Here is a 25,356-nt window from a genome sequence, read left to right on the forward strand (position 1 = left end):
TCGGCCTGAGGCCACCGCTCGATCTGAGGCCACCGTTCGGCCTGAGGCCACCGTTCGGCCCGAGACGTCCCCTCAGGCCCGGGGCTTCCTGTCGGGTATCAGGACCCGCCGTCGGTGACGCCCGTCTTCTTGCAGCTGTCCTGCTTGGCCATGGCCTTGCCGACCTCGCCCTTCTGGAGCTGCTGCAGGGCCTTGTCGCCGCTCTGCCCCAAGGCCTTGAGCTTGGCCGCCAGGCTGTCGAGACCCTCGCCGAACTTGTCGCCGGTGGGGATGTTCTCAGCGGTGGTCTTGAGCTCCTGGTACTCGCGGGAGATCCGGTTCAGCTCCTTGACGGCGTCCTGCTGCAGCTTCTCCCCGTCGTCCACGGGCGGAGCACCCGCCTTCTTGACGGACTGGGCCATCGCCTTGTACGCGTCGGAGACCTTCTGGAAGCCGGCGGCGTCGGCCTTCTTGACCTCCTCCTGGGGCTTGCCGCCCTTCGACGCCTCGGCGATCGAGGTGTTGGCCTGGTCGATCTTCTTGAGCTGAGGCTGGAGGTCGTCGCAGACCTGCTTGGCCCAGTCGTCCGTCTTGCCACTGTCGTCGCTGCAACCAGTCAGCGCGAGCACGAGCACCGCACCGCCGGACAGCGTCGCCGCGAGCTTCTTGTTCACCGGATCGGTCCCTTCCATGGCTGTTCGGCCCGGAACATACACGCCAGGGAGGGAGTGGCGGCGAGCCGGAAGAACCCTATGCCTACTATTGCAGCCATTTGCACCAACAGTGCAGTGCGACATCACAGACATCCCCCGGTACCCACTGGGGGCACCGAGAGCCCCCTTTCCGGTCGCCGGTGACCGCACGCCGACGGGCGGGACGCCAACGCGTCCCGCCCGTCCACTGATTGACTGCCCGACGGCTACAGGTGCCGCACGGCTACAGGTGCCGCACGGCTCCCGTCGCCCCGACGGTTACGAGGCCGCCACCGGGTCCACCGGATCGGCCGGATCTGCCGGGGGCCCCGAGGGCTTGACGGTCCGTTCGGCGGTGTTCTCCTCCGTCACGGCGACACCTCGGCGCTTGGAGACGTAGACGGCGCCGACGACGACCGCGACAGCCACCATCGAGACCACCACCCGCACACCGACGCTCTTGTCCTGGCCGTAGCTGAACTGCACCACGGCCGGCGCGATGAGCAGCGCCACCAGGTTCATCACCTTCAGCAGCGGGTTGATGGCCGGGCCCGCGGTGTCCTTGAACGGGTCGCCGACCGTGTCGCCGATGATGGTGGCCTCGTGCGCCTCGCTGCCCTTGCCGCCGTGGTGGCCGTCCTCCACCAGCTTCTTGGCGTTGTCCCAGGCGCCTCCCGAGTTCGCGAGGAAGACGGCCATCAGGGTGCCGGCACCGATCGCGCCCGCCAGGAACGCCGCCAGCGCTCCCACCCCGAAGGTGAAGCCCACCAGGATCGGCGCCATCACGGCCAGCAGACCGGGCGTCGTCAGCTCGCGCAGCGCGTCCTTGGTGCAGATGTCCACGACCCGGCCGTACTCCGGCTTCTCGGAGTAGTCCATGATCCCCGGCTTCTCGCGGAACTGCCGCCGCACCTCGAAGACGACCGAACCGGCCGAACGCGAGACGGCGTTGATGGCCAGCCCCGAGAAGAGGAAGACCACCGCGGCCCCGAACATCAGCCCGACCAGCGTGCTGGGCTGCGCGATGTCCACCAGCTCCAGCATCTTGCCCGCGCTCTGGTCCGCGTCGGCCAGCGCTTCGGCCAGCTCGGTGCGGTACGACCCGAAGAGCGCGGCGGCGGCCAGCACGGCCGTGGCGATGGCGATGCCCTTGGTGATCGCCTTGGTGGTGTTGCCCACCGCGTCCAGGTCGGTGAGGACCTGCGCGCCCGCGCCCTCGACGTCGCCGGACATCTCCGCGATGCCCTGCGCGTTGTCGGAGACCGGCCCGAAGGTGTCCATGGCGACGATCACCCCGACGGTCGTCAGCAGACCGGTGCCGGCCAGCGCGACGGCGAACAGCGCCAGCATCACCGTGCCGCCGCCCAGCAGGAAGGCGCCGTAGACGCTCAGACCGATCAGCAGCGCCGTGTAGACGGCCGACTCCAGACCGATGGAGATACCGGAGAGCACGACGGTCGCCGGCCCCGTCAGCGACGTCCTGCCGATGTCGCGTACGGGCTTGCGGGTGGTCTCGGTGAAGTAGCCGGTCAGCTGCTGGATCACGGCGGCCAGCACGATGCCGATCGCCACGGCGACGACGGCCAGCACCCGCGGGTCACCGCTGTGCCCGAGGATCTCCTGCGCGTCGTCACCCGAGACGCCCTTGAGGTCCGCGTAGCTGGACGGCAGGTAGGTGAAGGCGGCGATGGCGACCAGGGCCAGCGAGATGATCGCCGAGATGAAGAAGCCGCGGTTGATCGCCGTCATCCCGCTGCGGTCGGCGCGGCGCGGGGCCACGGCGAACACGCCGATCATGGCGGTGAGCACCCCGATGGCGGGCACGAGCAGCGGGAAGACCAACCCGTCGTTGCCGAAGACGGCGGTGCCCAGGATGAGCGCCGCCACCAGCGTCACCGCGTACGACTCGAACAGGTCGGCCGCCATACCGGCGCAGTCACCGACGTTGTCGCCGACGTTGTCCGCAATGGTGGCGGCGTTGCGCGGGTCGTCCTCGGGGATGCCCTGTTCGACCTTGCCGACGAGGTCGGCGCCCACGTCGGCCGCCTTGGTGAAGATGCCGCCGCCGACTCGCATGAACATCGCGATCAGCGCGGCACCGAGACCGAAGCCCTCCAGCACCTTCGGCGCGTCGGCCGCGTAGACGAGCACCACGCAGGCGGCGCCCAGCAGGCCGAGACCGACGGTGAACATTCCGACGACCCCGCCGGTACGAAAAGCGATCTTCATCGCCTTGTGCGAAACAGCGGTGAGATCCGCGGGGATCTCCCCCGGTTCACCCTTCTCCGACCCCGCGGGGGCCGGCGCCGGGGTCGCCTCACGCGCCGCGGCAGCCACGCGCACATTGCTGCGCACCGCGAGCCACATACCGATATAGCCGGTCGCCGCCGAGAAAGCGGCGCCGACCAGGAAGAACAACGAACGGCCGATCCGCTGTTTCATATCGTCGGCCGGCAAGAGCATGAGCAGGAAGAAGACAACCACCGCGAATACGCCGAGGGTACGTAGCTGCCGCGCCAGGTAGGCGTTGGCGCCCTCCTGCACGGCCGCGGCGATCTTCTTCATGCTGTCGGTGCCCTCGCCCGCGGCGAGCACTTGTCGTACCAACACCACGGCGACGCCGAGCGCTGCGAGCGCGACAACCGCGATCACGATCGCGAGTCCCCGGTTGCCACTGGTCAGTTCTGCGGCGTCCGCGAGGTGCTGGGGGTGGTGAAGTGGGCTGAGATGCCCCGCCATTCGTCCTCCTTGACGTTTGGCACATGGGCGCGCGCAAGCACGCTCAGGCGTCCTGCTGCAAAGATGTGGACGGATTGTAGGGAGCGCCACTAGATCAAAACAGAGCGCAGCAGCGAGAATTCGCCGGGAACGGCGAAGATCGGCCGCACCGGAAGCGGATAATTCGCTCGCATGAGGGAATGTGCAAATTCAACTGACACCGGGAAAACGATCTATCGAGTGAACGAAGAAACCCCGAGCGGTTGGTTTAGGCGCTGGTCACAAATGTCGACCGCGCTCATCACAAGATCGGAAAAGAAGATCACGAAAAACCCCGCCCAGGGCTCCCCGAAAGATCGAAAACCCCGACCAGATGTGGCGGGCCGGCACGTGTGAGGGTGTGGAGGTTCAGGGGGAGTTCGGGGGAGGCGAGGCGAGTCGCGCCGGTCGCGGGGTGAGGGCGTGCCCGGCGGGAGCGAGAGAGGTCCGACAAGGGGCAGGCCGTGCCCGTCGCGGGGCAACATGCGCTCGGCGCGGGGCGAGGCGTGCCTGTGGTGGGGCGGGAACGCGTCCGGCGCGCTCTCGCATGGGTGCCCCGGGCCAGGGGCGGCTCAGGGGAGGACCGGCTCCGTCGTGGGCCAGCTCATGCGGATCACGCCGCCGTTCTCGTCGGTCGTCACCTCGACGTCGTCCACCAGCCCGCTGATCACCGCGAGGCCCATCTCGCCGTCGCCCTCTTCCTCCTCCGGGACCGGCTCGGGGATCTCGTCCCGCGCTCCGGGCAGCAGCTTCCCCTCGGCCTCGACCAGGCCGCCGCCACCGCCGCCCGAGGGGCCGTTGCCGTTGGCCTCGGCTTCACTCCGGGCACCGGAACCCGCGCCGGCACCGAGAGTGCCGCCGGGCAGCGAGAAACGCCGGTGCGGCGCGTCGTCCCCCACCTCGATGGAGAACTTCTTCTCGTCCTCGATGAGCGACACCCGCACCGGGCTGCTGAGGCCGTGGCTCATGTGCAGGCCGACGGCACGCGTGCACGCCTCGCCGACAGCCAGCCGCACCTCGTCGAGCACGGCTTCGTCGACCCCGGCCCGCCGCGCCACGGCGGCGGCCACCAGCCGCGCCGTACGGACGTGCTCCGGCAGCGCACTGAAGAGCAGCTCAACGGTGGCCATGCCATCCCCCTCGGTTTCCCTGAGTGTCTGTGGCGCCCGTCCGGGGGCTCGGACGATCCGGGCCCCGGCGGCCGCCTGACAGTCAACCGGTAAGCCGTCGGGCCACCCCACGCGGGGCGGACCGACGGCCCGGAACATCAGTCAGTGGCCGCTACGGCCTCGTCGACCGAGGAGTGGATCGGGAACACCTTCGTCAGTCCGGTGATCCGGAAGATCTTGAGAATGCGCTCCTGGTTGCAGACCAGGCGCAGCGAGCCCTCGTGGGCGCGCACCCGCTTGAGCCCGCCGACGAGCACGCCGAGCCCGGTGGAGTCGAGGAAGTCGACGCCCTCCATGTCCACGACGAGGTGGTAGCTGCCGTCGTTTACGAGCTCGACCAGTTGCTCGCGCAGCTTGGGCGCGGTGTATACATCAATCTCGCCACCGACCTCGACGATCGTGCGATCGCCGACGGTACGGGTCGACAGGGACAGGTCCACGGATCCTCCAGCACCTTGCTATCGAGCGGTCAGCCCCCTCGGTTCTCCCTCCCCCTGCCCTGACGGAGGGAGGTACCCCCAAAGGCAGGGGACGGATCGGCAGCCGCAGAGGCATTCAATCACTTACCAGCAGGCGAGGACGACGCCTTGCGGTCATTGTCCGCCTCGCCAGTGACACACTCGGTACCGATGGCCAACGAACAGCACACCCGGTCCGCGAGCGTACGCCCGCGAGTCGAGCCCCACCGCTCGGCCTCCCGCGGCGACCCTCGCGACGTGCTCGCTCGTCTCACCAAGGGGCCGGACCGCGCCGGGCGTGTCACCCATACGGAGCACTTGCCCCCGCGAAACGGTCGCCATGCGCATTGGCCCGACCGGATCCGGCCAGAAGTGATCGAGGCCGTACAGCGGGCCGGTATCGACCGCCCCTGGGAACACCAGGCCCGCGCCGCCGCACACGCCCTCGACGGCGATTCGGTGATCATCGCCACAGGCACCGCCTCCGGGAAATCCCTCTCCTACCTCGCTCCCGTTCTCAGTACCCTGCTGGACGGCTCCGAGGCCCCGAACGGGCGCGGCACCACCGCGCTGTACCTGGCGCCCACCAAGGCGCTCGCCGCCGACCAGCGGCGTGCCGTCACCGATCTGGCCGCCCCGCTGGGCTCGGCCGTACGGGCCGCGGTCTTCGACGGGGACACGCCGATGGAAGAGCGCGAATGGGTGCGGCTGTACGCCAACTACGTGCTCACCAACCCGGACATGCTCCACCGGGGCCTGCTGCCCGGCCACACCCGGTGGTCCTCCTTCCTGCGCGCACTGCGCTATGTCGTCATCGACGAGTGCCACACCTACCGCGGCGTCTTCGGCTCCCATGTCGCCCAGGTCCTGCGCCGCCTGCGCCGGGTGTGTGCCCGCTACGGCTCCGAGCCCGTCTTCCTGCTCGCCTCCGCCACCGCCGCCGCGCCGGGCGAGGGCGCCGCCCGGCTGACCGGCGTACGACCCGTCGAGATCACCGAGGACACCTCCCCGCGCGGCGAGACGGTCTTCGCCCTGTGGGAGCCGCCGCTGACCGAACTGGAGGGCGAACGCGGCGCCCCCGTCCGCCGCACCGCCACGGCGGAGGCCGCCGAGCTTCTGACCGACCTCGCGGCCGAGGGCGTACGCACCGTCGCCTTCGTCCGCTCCCGGCGCGGCGCCGAGCTGATCTCCCTCATCGCCCAGGACCGGCTCGCCGCCATCCCGGCCCCCCGAAGCCCGGAGGCAGCCGAGGGCCGGCGCCAGGACGCGGCCGAGGAGACTCCTGAGGACCTCCCCGGGGCGGCGGGACAGGACGCCGCGGAGACGGGCACGGACACGGGCGCACGCGTGGGCACGGGCGTGGGCACGGGCGCAGGCGTGGTCGGAGGCTCGGCCGACGCCGGGCACGGCGCCGTGCCCGGCGTCGGCCGGCAAGGCGGTCTCTCCTCACGGATCGCCGCCTACCGCGGCGGCTACCTGCCCGAAGAGCGGCGCGCCCTCGAACGCGCCCTGCACACCGGCGAGCTGCTGGGCCTGGCCGCGACGAACGCGCTGGAACTCGGCATCGACATCTCCGGGCTGGACGCCGTCCTCATCACGGGCTATCCCGGCACCCGCGCCTCCCTCTGGCAGCAGGCCGGCCGCGCGGGCCGGGCCGGTCAGGGCGCGCTGGCCATCATGATCGCCCGTGACGAGCCGCTGGACACCTATCTCGTCCACCACCCCGAATCCGTCTTCCACACCCCTGTCGAGTCCACCGTCCTGGACCCGCACAACCCCTACGTCCTCGCTCCGCACCTGTGCGCAGCCGCAGCCGAGATCCCCCTCACCGAGGCCGACTTCGACCTCTTCGGGCCGCAGACCCCGCAGCTGCTGAGCAAACTCGAAAAGCGCAAGCTGCTCCGCCGCCGCAGCTCCGGCTGGCACTGGACCCGCAAGGAGCGGGCCGCCGATCTGACCGACATCCGGGGCAGCGGCGGAAAACCGGTACAGGTCGTCGAAGCGGACACCGGTCGCCTGCTGGGCACCGTCGACGCCGGAGCCGCACACACCACCGTCCACGAGGGCGCCGTCCATCTGCACCAGGGCCGCACCTATGTGGTGCGACGGCTCGACCTGGAGGATTCCGCCGCGCTGGTGGACGAAGCCTCCCCGCCCTGGACGACGATGGCCCGCGACACCACCTCACTGGCCGTACTGGAGACCGAGGCCGAGGTCCCCTGGGGCGAGGCCCGGCTGTGCTTCGGCTCCGTGGAGGTCACCAATCAGGTCGTCTCCTATCTGCGCCGCCGTCTGATCACCGGCGAGGTCCTCGGCGAGACCAAGCTGGACCTTCCGCCCCGCACTCTGCGCACCCGGGCCGTCTGGTGGACCGTCACCGAGGACCAGCTCGACGCCGCCCGGATCAACCCGGAGATCCTCGAGGGCGCGCTGCACGCCGCCGAGCACGCCGCGATCGGCATGCTGCCGCTGTTCGCCACCTGCGACCGCTGGGACATCGGCGGCGTCTCCATCGCCCTGCATCCCGACACCCTCCTTCCCACCGTCTTCGTGTACGACGGCCAGCCCGGCGGGGCCGGCTTCGCCGAGCGCGCCTTCCACACCGCCCGGGCCTGGCTGAGCGCCACCCGCGACGCCATCGCCGCCTGCGAGTGCGAGGCGGGCTGCCCCTCCTGCATCCAGTCCCCCAAGTGCGGCAACGCCAACGACCCGCTTCACAAGCGCGGCGCCATCCGCCTCCTCACCGAACTCCTCCGCTCCGCCACCTGACACCTGCCGGCACGGGCCCCACGGCCACGGCCAACCCCTCCCACCCCGACCACCGCCCGGCATCAGGCCTGCCCTCCGAGCGGCCTCACCTCCCCCGACGGCCCCTCCACCGGACGAGCCGCAACGGAGATCGCCCGGCGAGCCACCGCAGGAGTCGCCGAGTGGGCGGCCGGACGAGCCGCCGGGTGGTCGGTCGGGCCCGCGCGGGACCGTACGCGTGCGGTGTACGCGCCCCAGCGCACCCCCGCGTCCAGGTCGGCGATCTCTCCCCGGACCGCGCACCGGACCACCCGCGCATCCTGTGCGCGCGCCACCCGGCGCGCTGCCGCGCACGCCCGGCCTGGGCCCTCCAGTGCCCGGTCGGCCGCTGCGAGCGCCGCCAGATCGGCGACGGCGCCCGCCCGGTGCCGTACATACACCGCCTGACCGAACGCAAGCACCGCCGCGAACACCCCGCACAGCACCACCACACTCAGCGCCGCCCACACCGAGGCCGACCCGCGGTCGCTACGGAGCCTTTCCGTCACCCGCCCGCCTCTCGTCCGCCGCTACCGCCTCCGACCGCAGCTCCACACTCAGCGGCCCCGGACCGACCGTCCTCACCCGCACCGCGACTCTCACCAGCTCGCCCTCCCTCGTCATCTCAACCCGGGCGCCGTGCGGCGCCGCCGACCGCGCGGCCCGGGACACCCCTGCCTCGGGTTCACCGCGCGCCGCCGCCCGTGCCCCGGCCCGGGCGGCGTCGACGCACTGGATCCGCGCCACCGCGGCCATCAGCCCCCACAGCAGCCCCGCGACCAGCAGCACCAGCGCCGGAATCACCACGGCGGCCTCGGCCGTCACATAGCCCGCGCACGGATCGCCGTCCCTCCACCTGCCGCCCCACAGCCGCGGACGCCGGCTCAGGCGCGATGGCGAGGGCGAGCGCGATTCCGGGCCCGCGCCCGCGCCCGCGCCCGCCGCGGCCCGCTCAGAACGGTGCACGGAGCGCCCGTTCGACCAGTCCCTGCAACTCGGCTCCCACCGGGCCGCTGTTGACGACCTTGTAGAGCACCGCCGCCAGTGCGACCGCCGCCAGCGTGCCCATGGCGTACTCGGCCGTAATCCTTGCTTAGTTCTCGTGTCTCTTTGAGGTGGCCCGAGACCAGAAGAGGCGCAGAAGTCTCTTGCACTCTCTTGAGTCTCATTCATACCGTGCACAGCATGCATCTGATCTTCTACAGCCGAACGGGCTGGGAGAACTGGGGCCTTGGGCGTCAGCCGCTGATCCCGGAAGGCATGCCGGTCTTGATCGACGAGGATCTGGCCTTCGAGGACGACGGCATACCCCGGCCCACAGTGGCGGCCAACCGCTGGCTGCGCGAGCTCCCCCTCAATGGGGCTCGGTCTCAGAGAACTTGGAAGAATTACGCGCAGGCTCTGCGCTGCTGGCTGGAGTTCCTGGCCAGGATCGGTGTGGATCCATTCGGGGAGCGACAGCCCTTGCGCGACGCCCTGAGCGCATTCTCGGAGTACCGCTTCGCGGGACCCCTGGAGGCCCGCTGGGACGAGGGCACGTGGGACCAGAACATCAACACTGTGGCCCGCTTCTACGCGTGGGCTGATGACGAGGGACTCTGTACCGCTGTGCCGTTCACGTACCAGATGGTCCGGCGGTACACCGAGGCCGGCATACAACTCGCGCGACGGAACACGGCTACGGTGCGGCGAGCGAAGCCGCACGTCACGGTGAAGTATCTGGAGAGCGACTTCCTTCAGTTGTTTCTCCGGGCGCTGGCCGGCCTGCGCCCGGACGGTGAGCCGGACTCGTTCCGCGGCCGCCACCTGGGCCGCAACGCCGCGATGGGCGCGCTGGTGCCCTCAAGCGGTCTACGGGTCCAGGAGTTCACTCATTTGCTGACGTACGAGTTGCCAGCCCTCCCGGCCCGCAGCAGCACGGTTCCGGTCCGGTTTCCGCTGTCCGCGCAGATCACCAAGGGCAAGAAACCCCGGGAAACGTGGGCCAGTTACGCCCCCCTGGCTGACGTACACCAGTACATCGAGCTGGACCGCGCGATGCTGACGGAGGGCCGTCGGTACCGCCCCGACCCGCGCCTGGGAGAGCCGTTGGTGATCACCGAGCCGGACTGGGAGGGCGGGAAAGTCAACGGCCGCCGGGTGTCCTGGCGCAAGCTGACCCTGAAAGAGCGGCTGCGGCTGGTAACACCGGAGGGCTCGCCCGCGATCATCGCGGTGCAGTCGGACGGGACCCCGTTCACCGACTGGGCGACCGTCTTCCGCCGAACTTCGCAGCGCATCCGGCGGAACTTCGAGAAGCGGTTCCCGACGGTCGGCCCCCACGTTCTGCGCCACACGTTTGCTATGGCGACTCTCGAGAAACTGGTCAAGGGCCACTACCAGCAGGCGGCTGCCATGGTCGCGGACACAGGTGAAGACGCCGCACTGTCACTGTACTTGACGAAGGCGGACCCACTGATGGTGCTGCGCGATTTGCTCGGGCATTCCAGCGTGACGACCACGGAGATCTATATCCAGCGCTTGGACGTGCAGCGGATCTACCGCGAGCTCTACGACGAGGCGGGCAAGTACAGCGGCCAAGCCGTCACCGAAGCGGACGCCGAGTTCAACGACGAGGAGGGTGTCACATGGTGACCCGTGTCGAGCACGCCCCGCTGCGCATCGAGTTCACGTTCCCCAACGGCACTGCTTGGACTGGAAGCTTGAGCGCCACGGCGAACGAGAAACTGGCGGAGGATCTCGCTCACGGCCTCGTTCAGATGGTGCACCCGCTAGGCCGCATCACCGCACTTCAGAGCGCGGTGATGTACACGTCGACGATCCGCCGTATGGTCGCGGAGTTGGCCGCGATGGGCTTTCACGGGTGCCTGGCGGATCTGCGCACGAGCCACGTCCTGTCGTACTGGATGTCCGTCGGCGGCAGGCGCGTCTTCCACACCCGCCGCCTGCTGGTCGGCTGCGGGGACCGCGTGGACGAGGGTATCCGGGTCTACCTGGAGGGGAAGCCCGTCAAGAGCCCACCTCGGAGCAAGCCTCTGAAGCCGTACACGGACGGTGAGTGGCGGCAGATCGAGGCCGGGCTGCGGGGCTATCTGCAGCAGATCATGGCTCGTCAGCGCGAGGTCCTTGACATGGCCGCACTGGGTCCTGACAGCTCCGACCTCGGCCGGAACCGGCAGAATTTCGCGTGGTTAGTGCGGGAGCACGGGCCGCTGAAGGCTAGCGATGCCACCAGGGTTCTGGGTCTGACCGTGGATTACTTCCGCGACGGGGTCGGCGGCCAGTACCGCGCTGTGCGCAATGCGATGTACCCGCCGGTACAGGTGGCGACGGCCATGCGTCTGCTGTTCGGCGTCTACAGCGGTGTCGTCCCGGACGGGATCCGGGATCTGGGGGTGGAAGATTTCACCTGGACCGGGGACCGCACGGCGCTGATGGACTACGTCAAGGGACGTCGCGGCCCGGAATCGGTGAACCTTCCTGCTCGGGCCGTGCGGCTGTTGGAGCGGTGGCTGGAGTTGTCGGAGCCGGTGCGGCGAATCGCTCCGGAGGCCATAGCCGGCGACTTGTTCGTCTTCCTGGGCACCGAATTCCGCAGCACGGACGGCGCGAAGTCTCAACTGTCGGCACTGTCCACCCGGGCCGCCCCCAAGAGCGGCAACAAGGCCCGGCGTCAGCTGGCCAAGGACCTGAACCTGCGTACGGACACAGGAGAGCCGCTGCTGTTGCACTCGGCGCGGATCCGCACGACGTACCACAATGTGCTGGGGCGGCGGGGCTGGACCGGCCGTACGAAGATCGACCCGAATCACACCGCCTCGGTGGAGGGCAGCCACTACGTCTCGTCCACGACGCCCGCCCAGGCCGAGTCGGTGGAAGCCATCATCGAGGACGCCCAGGCCGACATCCTGCGGCGCAGTCGCCCACCGATCGTTCTGAACGACGAGGAGGCCGCCGAGTTCGTCACCGAGCAGCACGAACAGACAGCCCGCCTGGGCCTGGATGTGAAGGAAATGACCGATCTGCTGGGCGGCGAGATGGACGTATTCACCGCGGCCTGCGCCAACCAGCTAGCCGGACTTCACGGCCCGAAGGGAAAGCCGTGTCCGGCCCGGCCGTGGGTATGCCTGCTGTGCCCGCTGGCAGTCTTTACGCCCCGGCACGCGCCCAATCTGCTGCGGCTGAAGGCCTACTTCGCCCGTCAGTCACGGCAGATGACTGTGCAGCAGTTCCTCGAGGTGTTCGGCCCGTACGCCGACCGCCTGGACCACGACATCCTGCCCCGCTTCGACGCCCGCGTGCTCGAGAAATCGGCTGGTGAGGTGGCCGATATCGACTCCGAGCTGCCCCTGCGGCCCGAGGAGGGAACCCAGTGACCCGCGCTTCCGCCCTGATCGTCGAGAGCCCTGCCGGTCCCATCCCTCGTGAGTGGGCCCTGAAGTCCCCGTTCGCGGGTCTGGACGTGTGCTGCGAGGCCGGTTGGGACATGTGGCCTGACGGTCCCCGCCCCGTGTTCGACGAGGACTTCTGGGACCTGTCGGGGGTGAAGTTCCCCAAGGGGGTGCGGAGCAACGTCAAGCGCCTGGACTTCACCGGCATCACCAGCCCGGCGCTGCGGCTGACCGCCAAGGAGTACGTGTTCGCGTTGGTCGTCCCGGACCATGAACGTGTCCTGGCTCTGCCGGGAGCCCGGCGGGACCCGTACAAGCCGGAGTCGGCGTTCAACTTCTGCGTGCAGTTGGTGCGGTGGATGAACTTCGTCACCGACCAGGGCATGTCATCGCTGTGTGAGGTGATGCAGGAACACTGTGAAGTGTACCGGGAGTTCCGCTCGCACCGAAGCCGCAAGCGCCGGCAGGGAAGCGGACCTATCACTCCGGGCACCATGCTGACGATACTGCGGCCGGTGGTGGATCTGGCCGCCTACCGTGAGCTGTTCACGGTGGATGCCTACCGACCCGGTTTCACGCCGTGGGAGGGGCACACCGTCAGCGAGGTCGCGGGCTGGGAGACCTATGCCCTGTCTTCGACACCGCCGGTGACGGAGGAGGTCTTCCAACCCACCATGGCCGCCGCCCTGTATCTGGTAGAGACCCTCGGGCCGCTGGCGGCCGAGGAGCTCGAGCGTCTGTTGAAGGCTCGGGCGAGCAAGGGCGGGCAGAGCCTGCGGGAAGTCACGGCGAAACACCGGGCCGCCGTCACGGCCGCCCTTGACCAGCTTGGCCTGGAGCAGGTGCCGCTGCTGGCGGTCGATGCCCGCCAGGTCACCCGGCGCATCAAGCGAGGCTGGAGGCCCGACGATCCGCTGCTGCACGTCGACGTCGGCGATTTCTTCAGCAAGGCGACCCGCTCCCGATACGTGAGGATTGCTGACCACCTGGTCGAGGATCTTCGCCCGCTCCTGGAGCCTGCGGTGGCCAAAGCGGGGGTCGCAGGCGCGTTCGGCCGGGAGGCCTCACGGGTGCCCAGCGCTGACGACTCGCAGCGTTTGGTGCCGTGGACGCTTCCGTTGACTGGGGACGAGGTGCGGAACCTGCAGTTCGTTCTGCTGGCGGCCTGCCGGGTCCTGGTCGCGGCCCTGAGCGGCATGCGGGCCGGGGAACTGGACGAGTTGACGGCCGACTCCCCTCAGCCGCCAGTCACCGTCTCTGGCGGCACTCAGCGCTTCAAGCTGGGCAGCAAACTGATCAAGGGGCAGGAGTTTGGCGGCGTCGCCGAGGAATGGGTGGTGCTTAAACCGGCCTGGCGGGCGGTGAAGCTCGCCGCCCGCCTGAACCAGGATCGGGACGGTCAGCGGGCCTTCGCCCGCTCGCCCACGGGCTTCCTGCACAAGAAGCTGCGGGAGTGGGTCAACAGCCCCGCCGGCCAGCGGCTCGGCCTGGCACCGATCCCGGCCGGGCCGGTGAACGGACGAATGCTGCGGCGGACGCTGGCTCTATCACTGGCCCACCGCCCCGGCGGGCTGCTGGCCGCGAAGATCCACCTCAAGCACGTCTCCGTGGTCACCACCGAGGGCTATGCGAACCGGCCTGGGGGCTCCCAGGGCAATCTGCTGGCCGAGGTGGAACGGGAACAGGAAAAAAGCCACTTGAAGCTCACGAAGGAGGCCTTCGCGGACTACCGCGCGGGCCGCATGCCGGCGGGCCCCGGGGCCCGCGAGCTGATCAAAGCATTCGAGCACATCGATGCCCAGATCAAGGACCACGAGCCAGGCACCGCGACAGTGCTGGAGGCAGAGCGGCGGCTGGAGAACCTGCTGCGGCAACAGTCCAAGCACCTGCATCTGCAGACCGCGAACTACTGCTGGTTCCGCGACCCGCACAAGGCCCTGTGCCTGAAGCTGGCGGGCACCCCGGACGCGACGAAGCCGCTGGGCGGGATGTGCGACTCCGCTCGCTGCCCGCAGGCCACCCATCACCCCTGTCACCTGCCTGTTTGGCAGAGCCAGGTCGGCACCGGCAAGGTCTTCCTGGCCAACCCACGCTTCCCCAAAGGCGAGAAGAGGCGGCTTGAGCCAGAGGTGGAGCGGGCGCAACGGGTGGTGGACGAGATCATGACGGCCGCCGGTACATCGGACGGAGGCGAGTGACATGCCACGGATCAGTGACGCGGACCGTGCCCGCAATGAGGAAGCGATCCGCGCCGCGATGGGCCGGCTGCTGCGGGGCGAACTCCCGGTCGGCGGCAAATGCGATCTGAAGGCCCTGGCCGCCGAAGCGGGAGTGACCCGTACCAGCTTCTACCCGAAGAAGAGCCGCGACGGCACCACCCGCCCCGGCCCTTACCAGCACCTGGGCGAGGAATTCGAGCGTCGTCTGAAGGCCCAGCGCGACGCGGGCGAGGCCCCTGACCCCCGGGCCGCTCAGATCGAACGGCTCAAGGCCCAGGTCGCCGAGCTCAAGGAACGGGTCGCGAAACGGGACGAAGCGCTGGCCGAGCTCACCGCGTTCAAGACCCTTGCCGTCTCCCGGCTCACGGCCCAGCACGAGGAGATCGAGCGTCTGCGTGAACAGGAAGCCGCGGCCGGCAATGTTCGTCGCCTGCCCGCCGCCAGCAGCGGGACGGCCCCCTAACGGCTCGTGCAGTTGAGGCAACCCGAAGGACTACCCCATTACGACAACTACGAGTCCATCAAGGTCTCCAACTGGCAAGATCCTACGCAAGGACGACAACCGCCGCACAAGCGGTGTCTGGGGGCAACCATGGGCTTATTCGGCAAGTTGCTGAGCAGTATCGGAGGCGGCTCGCGACGGTCGTGTCCCGACTGCCAGGAAGACTTGTGGGCCGAATCAGGCGAGCTTTCGGGCCGGTACGAATGCCACAACGACAGTTGCAATGGGTGGCGTTTCTACTTCAATGAAGGCGGCACGCTCGTTGACCCGCCGAACCGTGGCAAGAGCAGCGGCGGTGGCACATGCCGATGGTGTCAGTCGGCGCTCTCTGCTGGAACGAGTTGCCTCCCCCATGAAGAAGGCGGCAACTCACACGCCTACATCGTCTGCCCGTCCTGCTCGCAGGAGAACATCCAGTACGGCTTCGACGAGGAGGACTATTGAACCGTTCGGCTGTCTCAAGGCACTTGGTGTCTCGGCGGATTCGAACGCTCGCCGATCCCGCCGCCCTGCTCGTACTGCCTCAGGAGCGCATCATAGAGTTATCAATCCGTTATAGAAGACAGTCCCGTGAGTCGAGATCGGTGCGCCGCCCGCTTGGACACAGCTAGGCATCCGCCAGGTCACTGCCTGGTTGGTCGAGGCCGAGACGGGGGGGGCCGACCAAGCGGGCAGCGCTAACGAAGGACCAGCGGCCCCGCCTGACACGGAAGTCGATCTCAACCGCCGATGCCCCAAGTTTCGCCAACTTGCCCCAGACTGTGTCTAGCTCAAGGATGACCAGGGGGAGGAGACACCGAGCGTGGCAGGTACGACACCCGGCGGTTCGATAGCGGTTCTCAAACACCTACACGAGTACCTAGATCACCACTTTCGGACGCTTCATGAACATCGCCAAGCACTGCAGCCAGCGGCGCCCGTCTTTGCGTTGGAACACGATCTCAACGGTGATGACCTCGAATTGCTCTCGAGTGCAGTCGGTGGAGCTCTCGCGGAGGGTTTCGACATTCGCCACCGCGCCCAATGGTTGCCCTTCGTTGTGCATGCCGCAGAGATCGGCTACCTATACACCGGAGACGAGTACTGGCCGCTGTTCGCCCAGAAGACTCCTGGCTGGGATTGCGGTCCTCAGTGGAAGATCAACAGCAATCGCGCGCTTGTCAAAAGATGGTTCAAGCAGTTCGCGGCCAAATATGGAGGGATCGAACCCGAGGGGGCCTTTGCCGCGAACTTCAATATCATCGCTTGGCCGATTACACATGCCATCATGCCAGTCGATCTGCAACGCCAGATGGCTCAGCTACTGTCTGAGGCCCGTGCGGTAATGACGTCTGAAATGCTTGATGACCCCAACCTACTGGGCGCCTGTCTGGCAACCCGCACCGGTAGATACAGTGACCGTTTTCAAAAACTTTGCTACAACCAGAGCTTGCTCGGCCATATCGCCGCAGCCCTACTTTCAGGCGACGATGAAGGATCCCCATATCTAGTGCAGTCGACACTAGTTCGCTTGGTCGCCGATTTGACGAAAGAAAATGAGTCACGAACCTGGCTGGCGCAGGCTCGACGCTCTGCCCATTCAGTCCGCTCACGAGGCTTCCTACCCAAAAGTACGACCCAAAGGACAACTCAACGCGACCAGCCCCTCCCCACCGTCACGAACCCGAAGCTTCTCCTGCGACAGGAGAACGGCGGATGGCATCTACATCTGGAACTACCTGATCTCTCGGCTCTTCAAACCGAAAACAATCAGGTCGTCGAGGAACTGCGAAAACGACGACCGAAGATCGAAGGTCGTCGCCAACCTCTACCACGAGGAGCACTTCTGTATCCGGGCAGAACAGCACTGCCCGCGTGGCCCCGTCCAGAAATACCCATCATTCAACTGGAACAGGGATTAACAGAGGTCAACGAGCTGATCGCAAGGCGCTGCACCATAGCCCAAGGTCCATGGTGGGTTTTCCGCAAGCAGCCCGGAGGGCTAGCCACTGAGGTCAAGGGAAGGTTTATCCGACCAGGCCGAGAATATATCTTGGTCGGACGTGCGGGAAGTAAGCCCTCAGCACTTCCCTGGGTGACGGAAACATCAGTGCTTACCGATGGGGTCCATGCTTTTGATGTTACAACACCACCTGTCATCAGTGAGGCCGAAATCATTCAGCTTGCTACAGCGGGCCTGTCGGTGGTGTCGGACGTATCGATTCAGCCTGTCGGCCTCACTCCGGCGTACTGGGACGGGGAAGGCTCTGTCGAGTGCCTCGCTGGAGAACCAGTGATGCTCGAAGTTAGGTCTGCTCAGGCTACGGAGAAATGCTCCGTGAGGGTAAACGGCGGGATTCCATTTTTACTCGAATGGCCTACGGGAAGTCAGCAATTGACATTTATCCTGGAAGACCTCGCCGTAGGCGCCCACGAGGTGCACGTCGCACTGCTGACCGCAGGCACAGGTACGCCTTTTACAAGCGGTTCACTTTCCGTCACCATTCGCGACCCCCATCCAAACCTTGAGGCAGCAACAGCGGGAACAGGTATCCGCCTGTTCGCAACTCCAGCCCGCCCGAAGCTAACCGAGATCTGGGATGGCCGTGCAAGCATCTCAGTAAACGGCCCCACGGCCGTGAAAGCTCAGCTAACAATCGTTCTACGGGACGACAACGGCAGGGAACTAGTACGGCATCAAAACGGAATCTCTCTCCCCTTCAGCGACGACGCATGGAAAAGGCTGGTAGTTCAAGAGTTCCGCAGCGGAAAATGGTCCAGGGCATACAACAAGGCCGAATCCTGCGAGGTTTCCGTTTCCCGAAGCGGAGTAGGATTCGCATTCCTGACCTGTGAACGCGGCTTCCATCCACTCCGTTGGGTTCTCACTAAGCAGCGCAACGGTGAGTACGAAGCGTACCTTATTGACCGCACAGACGGCGCTAATACTGAAGTGCTCCTATTTCCTGTAGAGAACCCCTTGAGTGGTGAGCAACGGGACGCAGGAAGGCCGGTTGTCGCTCCAGCAAATGGTGGAATGCTACGGGCCACATCAGGCAACGTGACTGCCGCCATCATTCTCCCACCTGATCCCAACCGGCTGCGCCAAAATCCGAGCAACCGCCCGATCGTTCACTATGCGGACAATTCACTGCCCGAAGTGCAGCGACTTATCTTTGGCCACCGCCTCTGGAGCGATGCCGATCTGTCGGCCGATCCATTCTCCCACCGACAGCAGCAGTTGGTTCTCGATACCATCACAACAGCACTTGTGTCCCTTATAGCCGGGACGAGGTGGGCTAACTTGGAACAAAAACGTGCACGCCTCCCCCATGCGCCAACCGGCATGCTGGACGAGATGGAGAAACTTGTAGGTGCGGCCACAACACAGCGTGCTGTGGCCCGACACATCGCCAGCCGCCTCTGGCAGTGGGTGGACTCGCCACTCGCTCTGCGGGAAGGGTTCAAGGATGCGATTGATGCCATCTCAGTAAATAGTGGTTTCGACGATTCTCGCACCGCTGCAGAATTTCTCTTGCTTCTTGCTAGTAGGCCCGGTTCTCTGGCCGCTTGGGATGAGGCCGAACGAGACATGATGCTGAGGTGCGTGATGAGCTCACCTGTACTTATTCGGGCGGCTCGATTCGCAGTACTGGGCACTGAGGAAATTCGAGAGGAACCAGAGCAGCCAAGCATCAGGGGTGACCAGTGAAAGTGACAGCACTCAGCATCCAGGAGGTCACAGAACGCGCTGTTCACTCGCTCTGCTTGGACGAGACAACCACCAATTTGTTCTCTGCAGAGGCGCTCTCCGCTTCGCTCCGCCGCTCCGCCTCTTTCCTGTGTCCGGCAAGTCCGCGCCGACTAGTGGACGCAGTGCTTGAGGCCCTCTCTCCTCTAGATGAGCTGTCCCTGATAGATCGTCACCACATGTCAGCACAGTTGGACCTTCTGCTGTCGGTCGGTGACCTGATCGAACTTCCTATCCATGGTGATGGCAAGGGTCGACAGATCTACTTGGCCCCACCCTCGTATGTAGAAAAGGCGCCCGGGCGGTACCTGTTGCTCGGTGTGCGGCCCAACGGCGCACCGCTCGTAGACGAGGCACTAGGAGCGGAGGTGCATCACGAGGGCCATACACGGTTCCTCGAACTCGATGTCGAGGACGCCCCCACCCGCCTACAGGCCGCCCACCTGCATGAGATTCCTCGCGACCACTGGCTCCAGCGACCTAGGGAGCAGCATGCGACCGCAGTCGTCGCTCGAATGCGTCAGCGCTTGGATGGAGCGGGAGAGTCTGGCCAGGTCGACGGCCTGAAGATCATCGATCCTGAGGCGTCTGTTCTCTACTACCGAGGTCGCTGGCGGCCGATCGTAAGCGGGGACTCCGGAGACTTCGTTGCCCGCCGCCCGCAGGCCTACGGTGCTGACTTGTGGTGCTTTGTCCGCGTTGAACATGGCGTCTCTCGCGCATTGGTGGACCTGCCTATTGATGACCTCGCTGCAGCTGGCTGCGACGAGGCGTGGCGCACGCAGGCAGCCATAGATGCCTTGAGGGGCAGGCCGCAGTCCATGCACATACACGTCACTCCGGGAAGAGCCGACGATCTACGTCTAGACCTGTTCAGCCCTGTCCCTGGGTGGGCGCAGCGCTACCTCGAGCTCGTAGGGACCCCCGTCTCACGGGCACAGGGGGCCTTGGTGTCGTACCGGGTACCGATGTCAGCGATCGGTCAGTTGTCGGCGTTCTTCACTGACATGCTATGGATGCACGTCAGCGAAGAGGGAGGGGTGGCGTGACATTGGAAGCGCCGACGATCGCGGGAACGATCAGCAAGATTCAGACAGCCCTACGGGACTACATCGAGGCGACCTATCACGTCGGGCATCCCACTGTGGTCGATCAGCGTCGCGCGGTGCTGGAGCAGGAGGGTGTGCTGTTTCAGGCCCCCTTCATCGAAAGCACTCCTCGCTACCAGCCGGGCCGGCGCTTCGGTGACCTTGAGCTCGACGACGCCGTCCAAGACCTCTTCGGGAGCCTGTCAACTCAAACCAGCGACCTGAAGCCACTGCTGTATGACCCGCCCTACACCCATCAGGCTGAGGCTCTGGAGTGGACTGCTCGGGACGGCCGCAGTTTGGCGATCACAACCGGGACGGGCTCAGGCAAGACCGAGTCGTTTCTCCTGCCGATGCTGGCGAAGCTTGCGACAGAGGCCGCGCACAGACCCGCCTCGTTCACAGTTCCGGCTGTGCGATCTTTGATCCTCTATCCGATGAACGCGCTGGTGAACGACCAGTTGGGCCGGCTTCGACTCCTACTCAGCGATCCACGCGTTACCGCCAAGTTCTGCGAGTGGGCCGGCCGCCCGGCACGCTTCGCCCGGTACACCAGCCGAACGCTGTATCCAGGCGTGCGCCAGGTCAAGAAGGACCAAACCCGCCTGCGCTCGATCGAGGACTTTTACATCAATCTGATCGACCTCAAGAACGAATCCTCTTCCCCTGGCCATGACGAAGCGTCAGCTCTCATCAAGGAGTTGGAAGCGCGAGGCAAGTGGCCAGCAAAGCCAGATCTCAAGGCGTGGTACGGCAAGAGTGGCGCTCGGTGGAAGAACAACGCCGATGAGTTTGTGCGTGCCGTCCTCCGCCCCGAAGATCCTGAACTCCTGACACGCCACGAAGTACTGGAGGAACCCCCGGACGCTCTGATCACCAACTACTCGATGCTCGAGTACATGCTCATGCGTCCGCTCGAGCGGCCCGTGTTCGATGCGACGCGAGCCTGGTTGGCAGACAACCCCGATGAGAAGTTCCTTCTGATCATTGATGAGGCTCACATGTACCGCGGTGCCGCTGGCGCCGAGGTCGCACTCCTACTGCGCCGTCTTCGCGCGAGGCTTGGGATCCCTGCCGAGCGACTCCAGGTGATCTGCACGAGTGCCAGCTTCAAGAGCCCCGAGTATGCCCGTCAGTTCGCCGCGCAGTTGAGCGGCAAGTCCGAAGCTGACTTCAAGAGTGTCCAGGGCAAGCTCCAGCTACGGGAGTCGGCCAGCGCGGGGAGCCTGCATGATGCTCACGCTCTAGCCGCAGTGCCCTTGCATGAGTTCTATGAGGGCGAAAGCGATGGAGCCCGCATCGCTGCCGTACAAGGCCTCCTGAACTACTGCGCCGTGGACGGAGCTGGGAGCACAACGGCTGGCGAGCTGTTGCACGATGCCCTCAATGCCTTCGGTCCGATGAATCTCCTCATCAACGAGACCATGAAGCAAGCACAGCCAGTCAATGAGCTGGGCGCGCTCATTTTCCCAACAGCACCAACGGAACTCGCTGATAGAGCCGTTTCAGCCCTCGTCGCCTTGGGCAGCGCAGCACGGCGATCGGCAGACAGTGCGGGACTCTTGCCTTGCCGTGTTCATGCGTTCTTCCGCGGCCTTCCCGGTCTCTGGGCTTGCCTTGATCCGGAATGTTCTCAAGTCGATCGAGAAGCCTATCCGCAGTCAGGTCCAGTTGGTCAGCTGTATGCACAGCCCAGAGCAGCATGTTCCTGTGGCGCCAGAGTCTTCGAACTGTACACCTGTCGACACTGCGGCTCCTCCTACGCGCGGGCTTACACCGACGACCTCGCTTCCCCGTCCCATCTGTGGCACGAACCTGGGGGGGCCTTCCAGTCAGCCTACGGTTCCATTCCGGAACTTCACGCACTCGACCTGCTACTAGAGGATCGCTACGAGGACAACGTCGAAATCGCTGACCTCGACCTGGTCACCGGCAGACTCAATCCGGAAAAAATCGGTCCTCGCATCCGCAGCGTCTTCATCCCGCGCTTTCGAAGCGGAGAGGCAGTAAAGGGTGATGATGACCACGAGGCCGAGGCGAACGGGGAGTTCAAGCCCTGTGGCGTCTGTGGAAAGACCGCGAACTTCGGACGGTCGTCTGTACAGGATCACCAAACCAAGGGAGACCAGCCGTTCCAGGCTTTGGTGACGCGTCAGATCGAGGTCCAGCCGCCCAGCAGTAAGCCGAATACCGACTTCGCACCGTTGCGTGGACGCAAAGTGCTCGTGTTCTCCGACTCTCGGCAGGTTGCCGCCCGGATTGCACCCAATCTGCAAAATTATTCAATGCGCGACGTAATGCGACCTCTGATCTTGCGCGGGTGGCAGGAGCTCGATAAACCGCCCCTTAATCGCCAGCTTAATTTGGGCCGACTTTATCTGGCAGCAATGGTTGGCGCACGCCTGCTGTCGGTCAGACTTCGCCCGGAGCTGCGGCCGACGGAGTCGCTCGAAGCTTTGGACAACGTCACAAAAGCCATCGACAATGGTGCCCTCGACGGAAATTACGGCGAGTTGATGGACCTATTCGGCATCACGGATCCGCCACCACACTCGCTCATGCGGACGATGTACGCAACGCTGACAGATAAATATCGCGGATTGACACCCCTAGGGTTGGCCTCCCTACGCGAGCCTCCGGCCAAATCAGCAGAGTTGCTCGCAGCGCTTCCCGACATCGAAGGCATTGCGACCGGCGAATTGTCCAAACTGGCCCTCGTGCGACTGTGGCTTATGCAATGGATGAACCCCGGGATCTGGTTCTCGTCGATGACCGACGGAGAGTGGCTGCAGACAGAGGGCGGCATCCACCCGCATTCAGGAAAATTCCAACCATTCGATCGATGGCTTCAGTCGAGAGAAGCAAAGAAGAAGTTCAACGATAGCTGGCTGCCCACCTTGCTTCGGCACTTCTGCGAGAGAGTTGGCGGAAAGTTTCGACTGTCAGCTTCGAAGATCTATCTGGATCTTAGTGAAGAGTGGGGGTACTGCGAACGCTGTCGCTTCACTCAGCGGCCCATTCCCGGCACCACTCGGTGTGTCAGCTGCCGAGCTCCGCAGGTCCGCGTACTCGACCCCAAAACGGACTCGGTCTTTCAAGCGCGTATGGGCTACTACCGTGCCAGCGCCGCCAGAGCACTGGGTGACCCGGCCGAGTTGCCGATGAGCATCATCGCCGCAGAGCACACGGCACAGCTCAATGCCGCACAGTCAGATGCGGTCTTCTCCAAAGCGGAAGAGCACGAGCTGTTGTTCCAGGATGTCAACCTTGGCTTGCCTGGATCAGGGGATCAGCAGAAACGCGCTGCCATCGATGTTCTGTCCTGCACGACCACTATGGAAGTGGGCATCGACATTGGCAACCTTTCTGGTGTAGCGCTACGTAATATGCCACCTTCGCGCGCGAACTACCAACAGCGTGCCGGCCGGGCGGGACGTCGGGGTAACGCTGTCGCTACAGTGCTGGCTTTTGGAAGCGCCGACACTCACGATGACCACTACTTCCGTCAACCCGATCTGATGATCCGGGGGGATGTTGATGATCCAGTACTGACGATGAACAATGACGAAATCACGCGGCGTCATGTCATCGCGTACTTGCTGCAGCGCTACCATCAAGACCGCCTGCCGCAAATCAAGCCCGAGGATCAACCGCAACTTTTCGCGGTCCTAGGACGCGTTAGTGATTTCACGGGAACAACCTCTCCGCTAAACCGAACTGACCTGGAAGAGTGGCTGAAGGCCAACGAAGATTCTCTCCGGGACGAAGTTTCAGGGTGGCTCCCGGAAGAGCTGAGCCAGGAGAGCCGGGGGGCTCTCCTTCAAGGAATCGTCACCAGGACCCTCGCTGAGATCGACGAGGCTCTCGACATCGATCTCGACGAGGAAACCGCGACGTCCTCCGAAGGGGACGCCTCGACTGAGACCGGAGAGGATGATGTCGAGGAGATTTCTGATGCCGCGGAGGAGCCAAACGTCCGACGAGGTCAGAAGAATCTTCTTGATCGGCTACTTTACAAGGGAGTGCTGCCTCGCTACGCCTTTCCCACGGATGTCGTCGCATTCTACGTATTCGACCTGCACCGATCGACGCCGTTCAGACCAGCGTTTGACTATGCGCCCAGCCAGGGGCTTGCTGCCGCGCTCAGCCAGTACGCGCCCGGGAAGGTGGTATGGATAGACAGCAAAGAATGGACTTCCGGAGCAATTTACGCGCCGGTCCAGGAAACACGCCACCAAGCTTGGCGGGACAGGGTTCTCTACTTCGAGTGCAAGGTCTGTCGTTACGCCAATTACTTCTCTTACCAAGAAGCCAAACGAGGCGAAACGCGTGATTGTCCGGCCTGTCGCACCGAGAATTCTTTTGGCGAGGCAAAGAACTGGATGCGCCCTCCAGGGTTTGCGCATCCGGCCAGGAAAGATCCCGGCACCAGTCCTGACAAGCCACCAGCACGCAGTTACGCCACACGAGCCAAACTCATGGCACCTGGGCCGACTGAGGAGAGCGCCTGGCAGCAAGTCACGGAGCGGCTGGCACAGCACTACCGCCGTGAGACGCTGCTTGTAACCAACACTGGCCCCCGTAGCGAAGGATACACGTATTGTGTAAGTTGCGGTCTCATTGAGCCGACAGCGACTCCCTCAGGTGTGGTGGGGGGAACACATAAGAAGCCCTACCCCGATGAGAAGGAGCCGGATTGTCCCGGTGGTCGTTCGACCCGCGGCCTAGTTCTGGGAACCGACTTCATCTCCGACGTTCTCTTGGTCCGCCTGAAGGTGGAATCACCCGTCACGCTCAAGCCCGCATACCTATCTACGCATATCGCACTGCGCACAATCGCTGAGGCGCTGACTATTGCCGCAACTAGGAAGCTCGGCATCGAGGCAGCAGAGCTACAGGCGGAGTATCGTCCGGCGCTCAACACACGCGGCGGCGAAGGTCTTGAGGCCGAGATCTACCTGTACGACACACTCGCTGGCGGCGCCGGCTTCACCCGCCGGGTCCATGACCACGGGATGGAGATCTTTGAGCAAACGCTGGAACTGCTCGAGAACTGCCCGGAGGACTGCGACGAGTCCTGCTACCGCTGCCTGCGCAGCTTCCGCAATCGTTTCGAGCACAACCTACTAGACCGTCGTGTCGGTGCTGGCCTGCTGCGTTACCTGATCAATGAAACGCCGCCAACCCTGGACTCGGAGCGGCTCGCACGATCGGCCGACAAACTCTATGAAGACCTCGCCAGCCGAGACATCGACGGTGTCTCATTCGAGCCGAACACCGAGGTTGACGTTGCAGGTGTCGGTGTGGTTACTGCCCCCATCCTTGCGACGCGAGGCGACCAGCAGTGGCTCTTCGCCGTGCATAGTCCTCTCACTCCTGACGTCGCGTCCACCGAGAGGCTGCAGGATGCCAAAGATGGTGGCGGAGCAGTTCGCCTAATCGACGATCTGGTCATTTCTCGTAATCTGCCATTCGCGACACAGCTCGTCCTTCAAACGTTGCAGTGAGCTCAAAGCCGACCCGATTGGGCGATGCTCAGAAGAATTTGCTGCTACCTCTGCTGACCGCCTATTAGGCAAGAAGG

Annotated in this window: 15 protein-coding genes; 8 read left to right on the plus strand and 7 right to left on the minus strand. The window is 65.3% G+C overall.

What is annotated here, in order from left to right:
• Positions 1–98 precede the first annotated feature (98 nt).
• From HC362_RS14235 to bldG, 4 genes are all read right to left on the minus strand, one after another.
• Complete coding sequence (locus HC362_RS14235; protein WP_243084281.1) at positions 99–671, minus strand: small secreted protein; 573 nt, start codon at positions 669–671, stop codon at positions 99–101.
• Positions 672–950: 279 nt separating this feature from the next.
• Complete coding sequence (locus tag HC362_RS14240; protein WP_243084282.1) at positions 951–3,410, minus strand: sodium-translocating pyrophosphatase; 2,460 nt, start codon at positions 3,408–3,410, stop codon at positions 951–953.
• A gap of 590 nt (positions 3,411–4,000) precedes the next feature.
• Complete coding sequence (locus HC362_RS14245; RefSeq protein WP_243084283.1) at positions 4,001–4,558, minus strand: ATP-binding protein; 558 nt, start codon at positions 4,556–4,558, stop codon at positions 4,001–4,003.
• 137 nt (positions 4,559–4,695) lie between these two features.
• Complete coding sequence (gene bldG / locus HC362_RS14250; protein ID WP_016473000.1) at positions 4,696–5,037, minus strand: anti-sigma factor antagonist BldG; 342 nt, start codon at positions 5,035–5,037, stop codon at positions 4,696–4,698.
• Positions 5,038–5,427: 390 nt separating this feature from the next.
• On the opposite strand from bldG, the gene HC362_RS14255 reads away from it, so the two are divergent.
• Positions 5,428–7,824, plus strand: coding sequence for a DEAD/DEAH box helicase (locus HC362_RS14255; RefSeq protein WP_243084284.1), 2,397 nt, complete (start codon positions 5,428–5,430; stop codon positions 7,822–7,824).
• Positions 7,825–7,886: 62 nt separating this feature from the next.
• On the opposite strand, the gene HC362_RS14260 is transcribed toward HC362_RS14255, so the two are convergent.
• Genes HC362_RS14260 through HC362_RS14270 form a run of 3 tightly spaced genes read right to left on the minus strand, consistent with a single transcriptional unit; the run spans position 7,887 to position 8,929 of the window.
• Positions 7,887–8,351 carry an Rv3654c family TadE-like protein gene (locus HC362_RS14260; protein ID WP_243084285.1) on the minus strand — a complete coding sequence of 155 codons (465 nt, stop codon included), beginning with the start codon at positions 8,349–8,351 and terminating at the stop codon, positions 7,887–7,889.
• A complete protein-coding gene (locus HC362_RS14265) occupies positions 8,332–8,808 on the minus strand; it encodes a TadE family type IV pilus minor pilin (protein WP_347568437.1) in 477 nt (158 codons plus the stop codon). Before HC362_RS14265 ends, HC362_RS14260 begins: the two co-directional genes overlap by 20 nt.
• Positions 8,795–8,929, minus strand: coding sequence for a DUF4244 domain-containing protein (locus HC362_RS14270; protein WP_243088581.1), 135 nt, complete (start codon positions 8,927–8,929; stop codon positions 8,795–8,797). Before HC362_RS14270 ends, HC362_RS14265 begins: the two co-directional genes overlap by 14 nt.
• 98 nt (positions 8,930–9,027) lie before the next feature.
• Between HC362_RS14270 and HC362_RS14275 the strand changes: the two genes are divergently transcribed.
• The 7 genes from HC362_RS14275 (at position 9,028) to HC362_RS14305 (ending at position 25,279) form a co-directional block, all read left to right on the plus strand.
• Positions 9,028–10,476: a site-specific integrase gene (locus HC362_RS14275; RefSeq protein ID WP_243084286.1), complete on the plus strand. Its 1,449-nt coding sequence runs from the start codon at positions 9,028–9,030 to the stop codon at positions 10,474–10,476.
• Complete coding sequence (locus tag HC362_RS14280) at positions 10,470–12,218, plus strand: hypothetical protein (protein ID WP_243084287.1); 1,749 nt, start codon at positions 10,470–10,472, stop codon at positions 12,216–12,218. Before HC362_RS14275 ends, HC362_RS14280 begins: the two co-directional genes overlap by 7 nt.
• A 134-nt stretch (positions 12,219–12,352) precedes the next feature.
• Positions 12,353–14,431, plus strand: coding sequence for a hypothetical protein (locus HC362_RS14285; protein WP_243084288.1), 2,079 nt, complete (start codon positions 12,353–12,355; stop codon positions 14,429–14,431).
• Between the two features lies 1 nt (position 14,432).
• Entirely contained in the window at positions 14,433–14,915 is a 483-nt protein-coding gene (locus tag HC362_RS14290; protein ID WP_243084290.1) for a hypothetical protein, read from the plus strand.
• Between the two features lie 841 nt (positions 14,916–15,756).
• Complete coding sequence (locus HC362_RS14295; RefSeq protein WP_243084292.1) at positions 15,757–18,645, plus strand: hypothetical protein; 2,889 nt, start codon at positions 15,757–15,759, stop codon at positions 18,643–18,645.
• A 2-nt stretch (positions 18,646–18,647) separates the two neighbouring features.
• Positions 18,648–19,733 (plus strand): hypothetical protein, encoded by a 1,086-nt coding sequence (locus HC362_RS14300; protein ID WP_243084293.1) that lies wholly within the window; start codon positions 18,648–18,650, stop codon positions 19,731–19,733.
• Positions 19,730–25,279 (plus strand): DEAD/DEAH box helicase, encoded by a 5,550-nt coding sequence (locus HC362_RS14305; protein WP_243084295.1) that lies wholly within the window; start codon positions 19,730–19,732, stop codon positions 25,277–25,279. Before HC362_RS14300 ends, HC362_RS14305 begins: the two co-directional genes overlap by 4 nt.
• Positions 25,280–25,356 lie beyond the last annotated feature (77 nt).

Source organism: Streptomyces sp. 891-h (assembly GCF_022760275.1).
GTDB classification, from domain to species: domain Bacteria; phylum Actinomycetota; class Actinomycetes; order Streptomycetales; family Streptomycetaceae; genus Streptomyces; species Streptomyces spirodelae.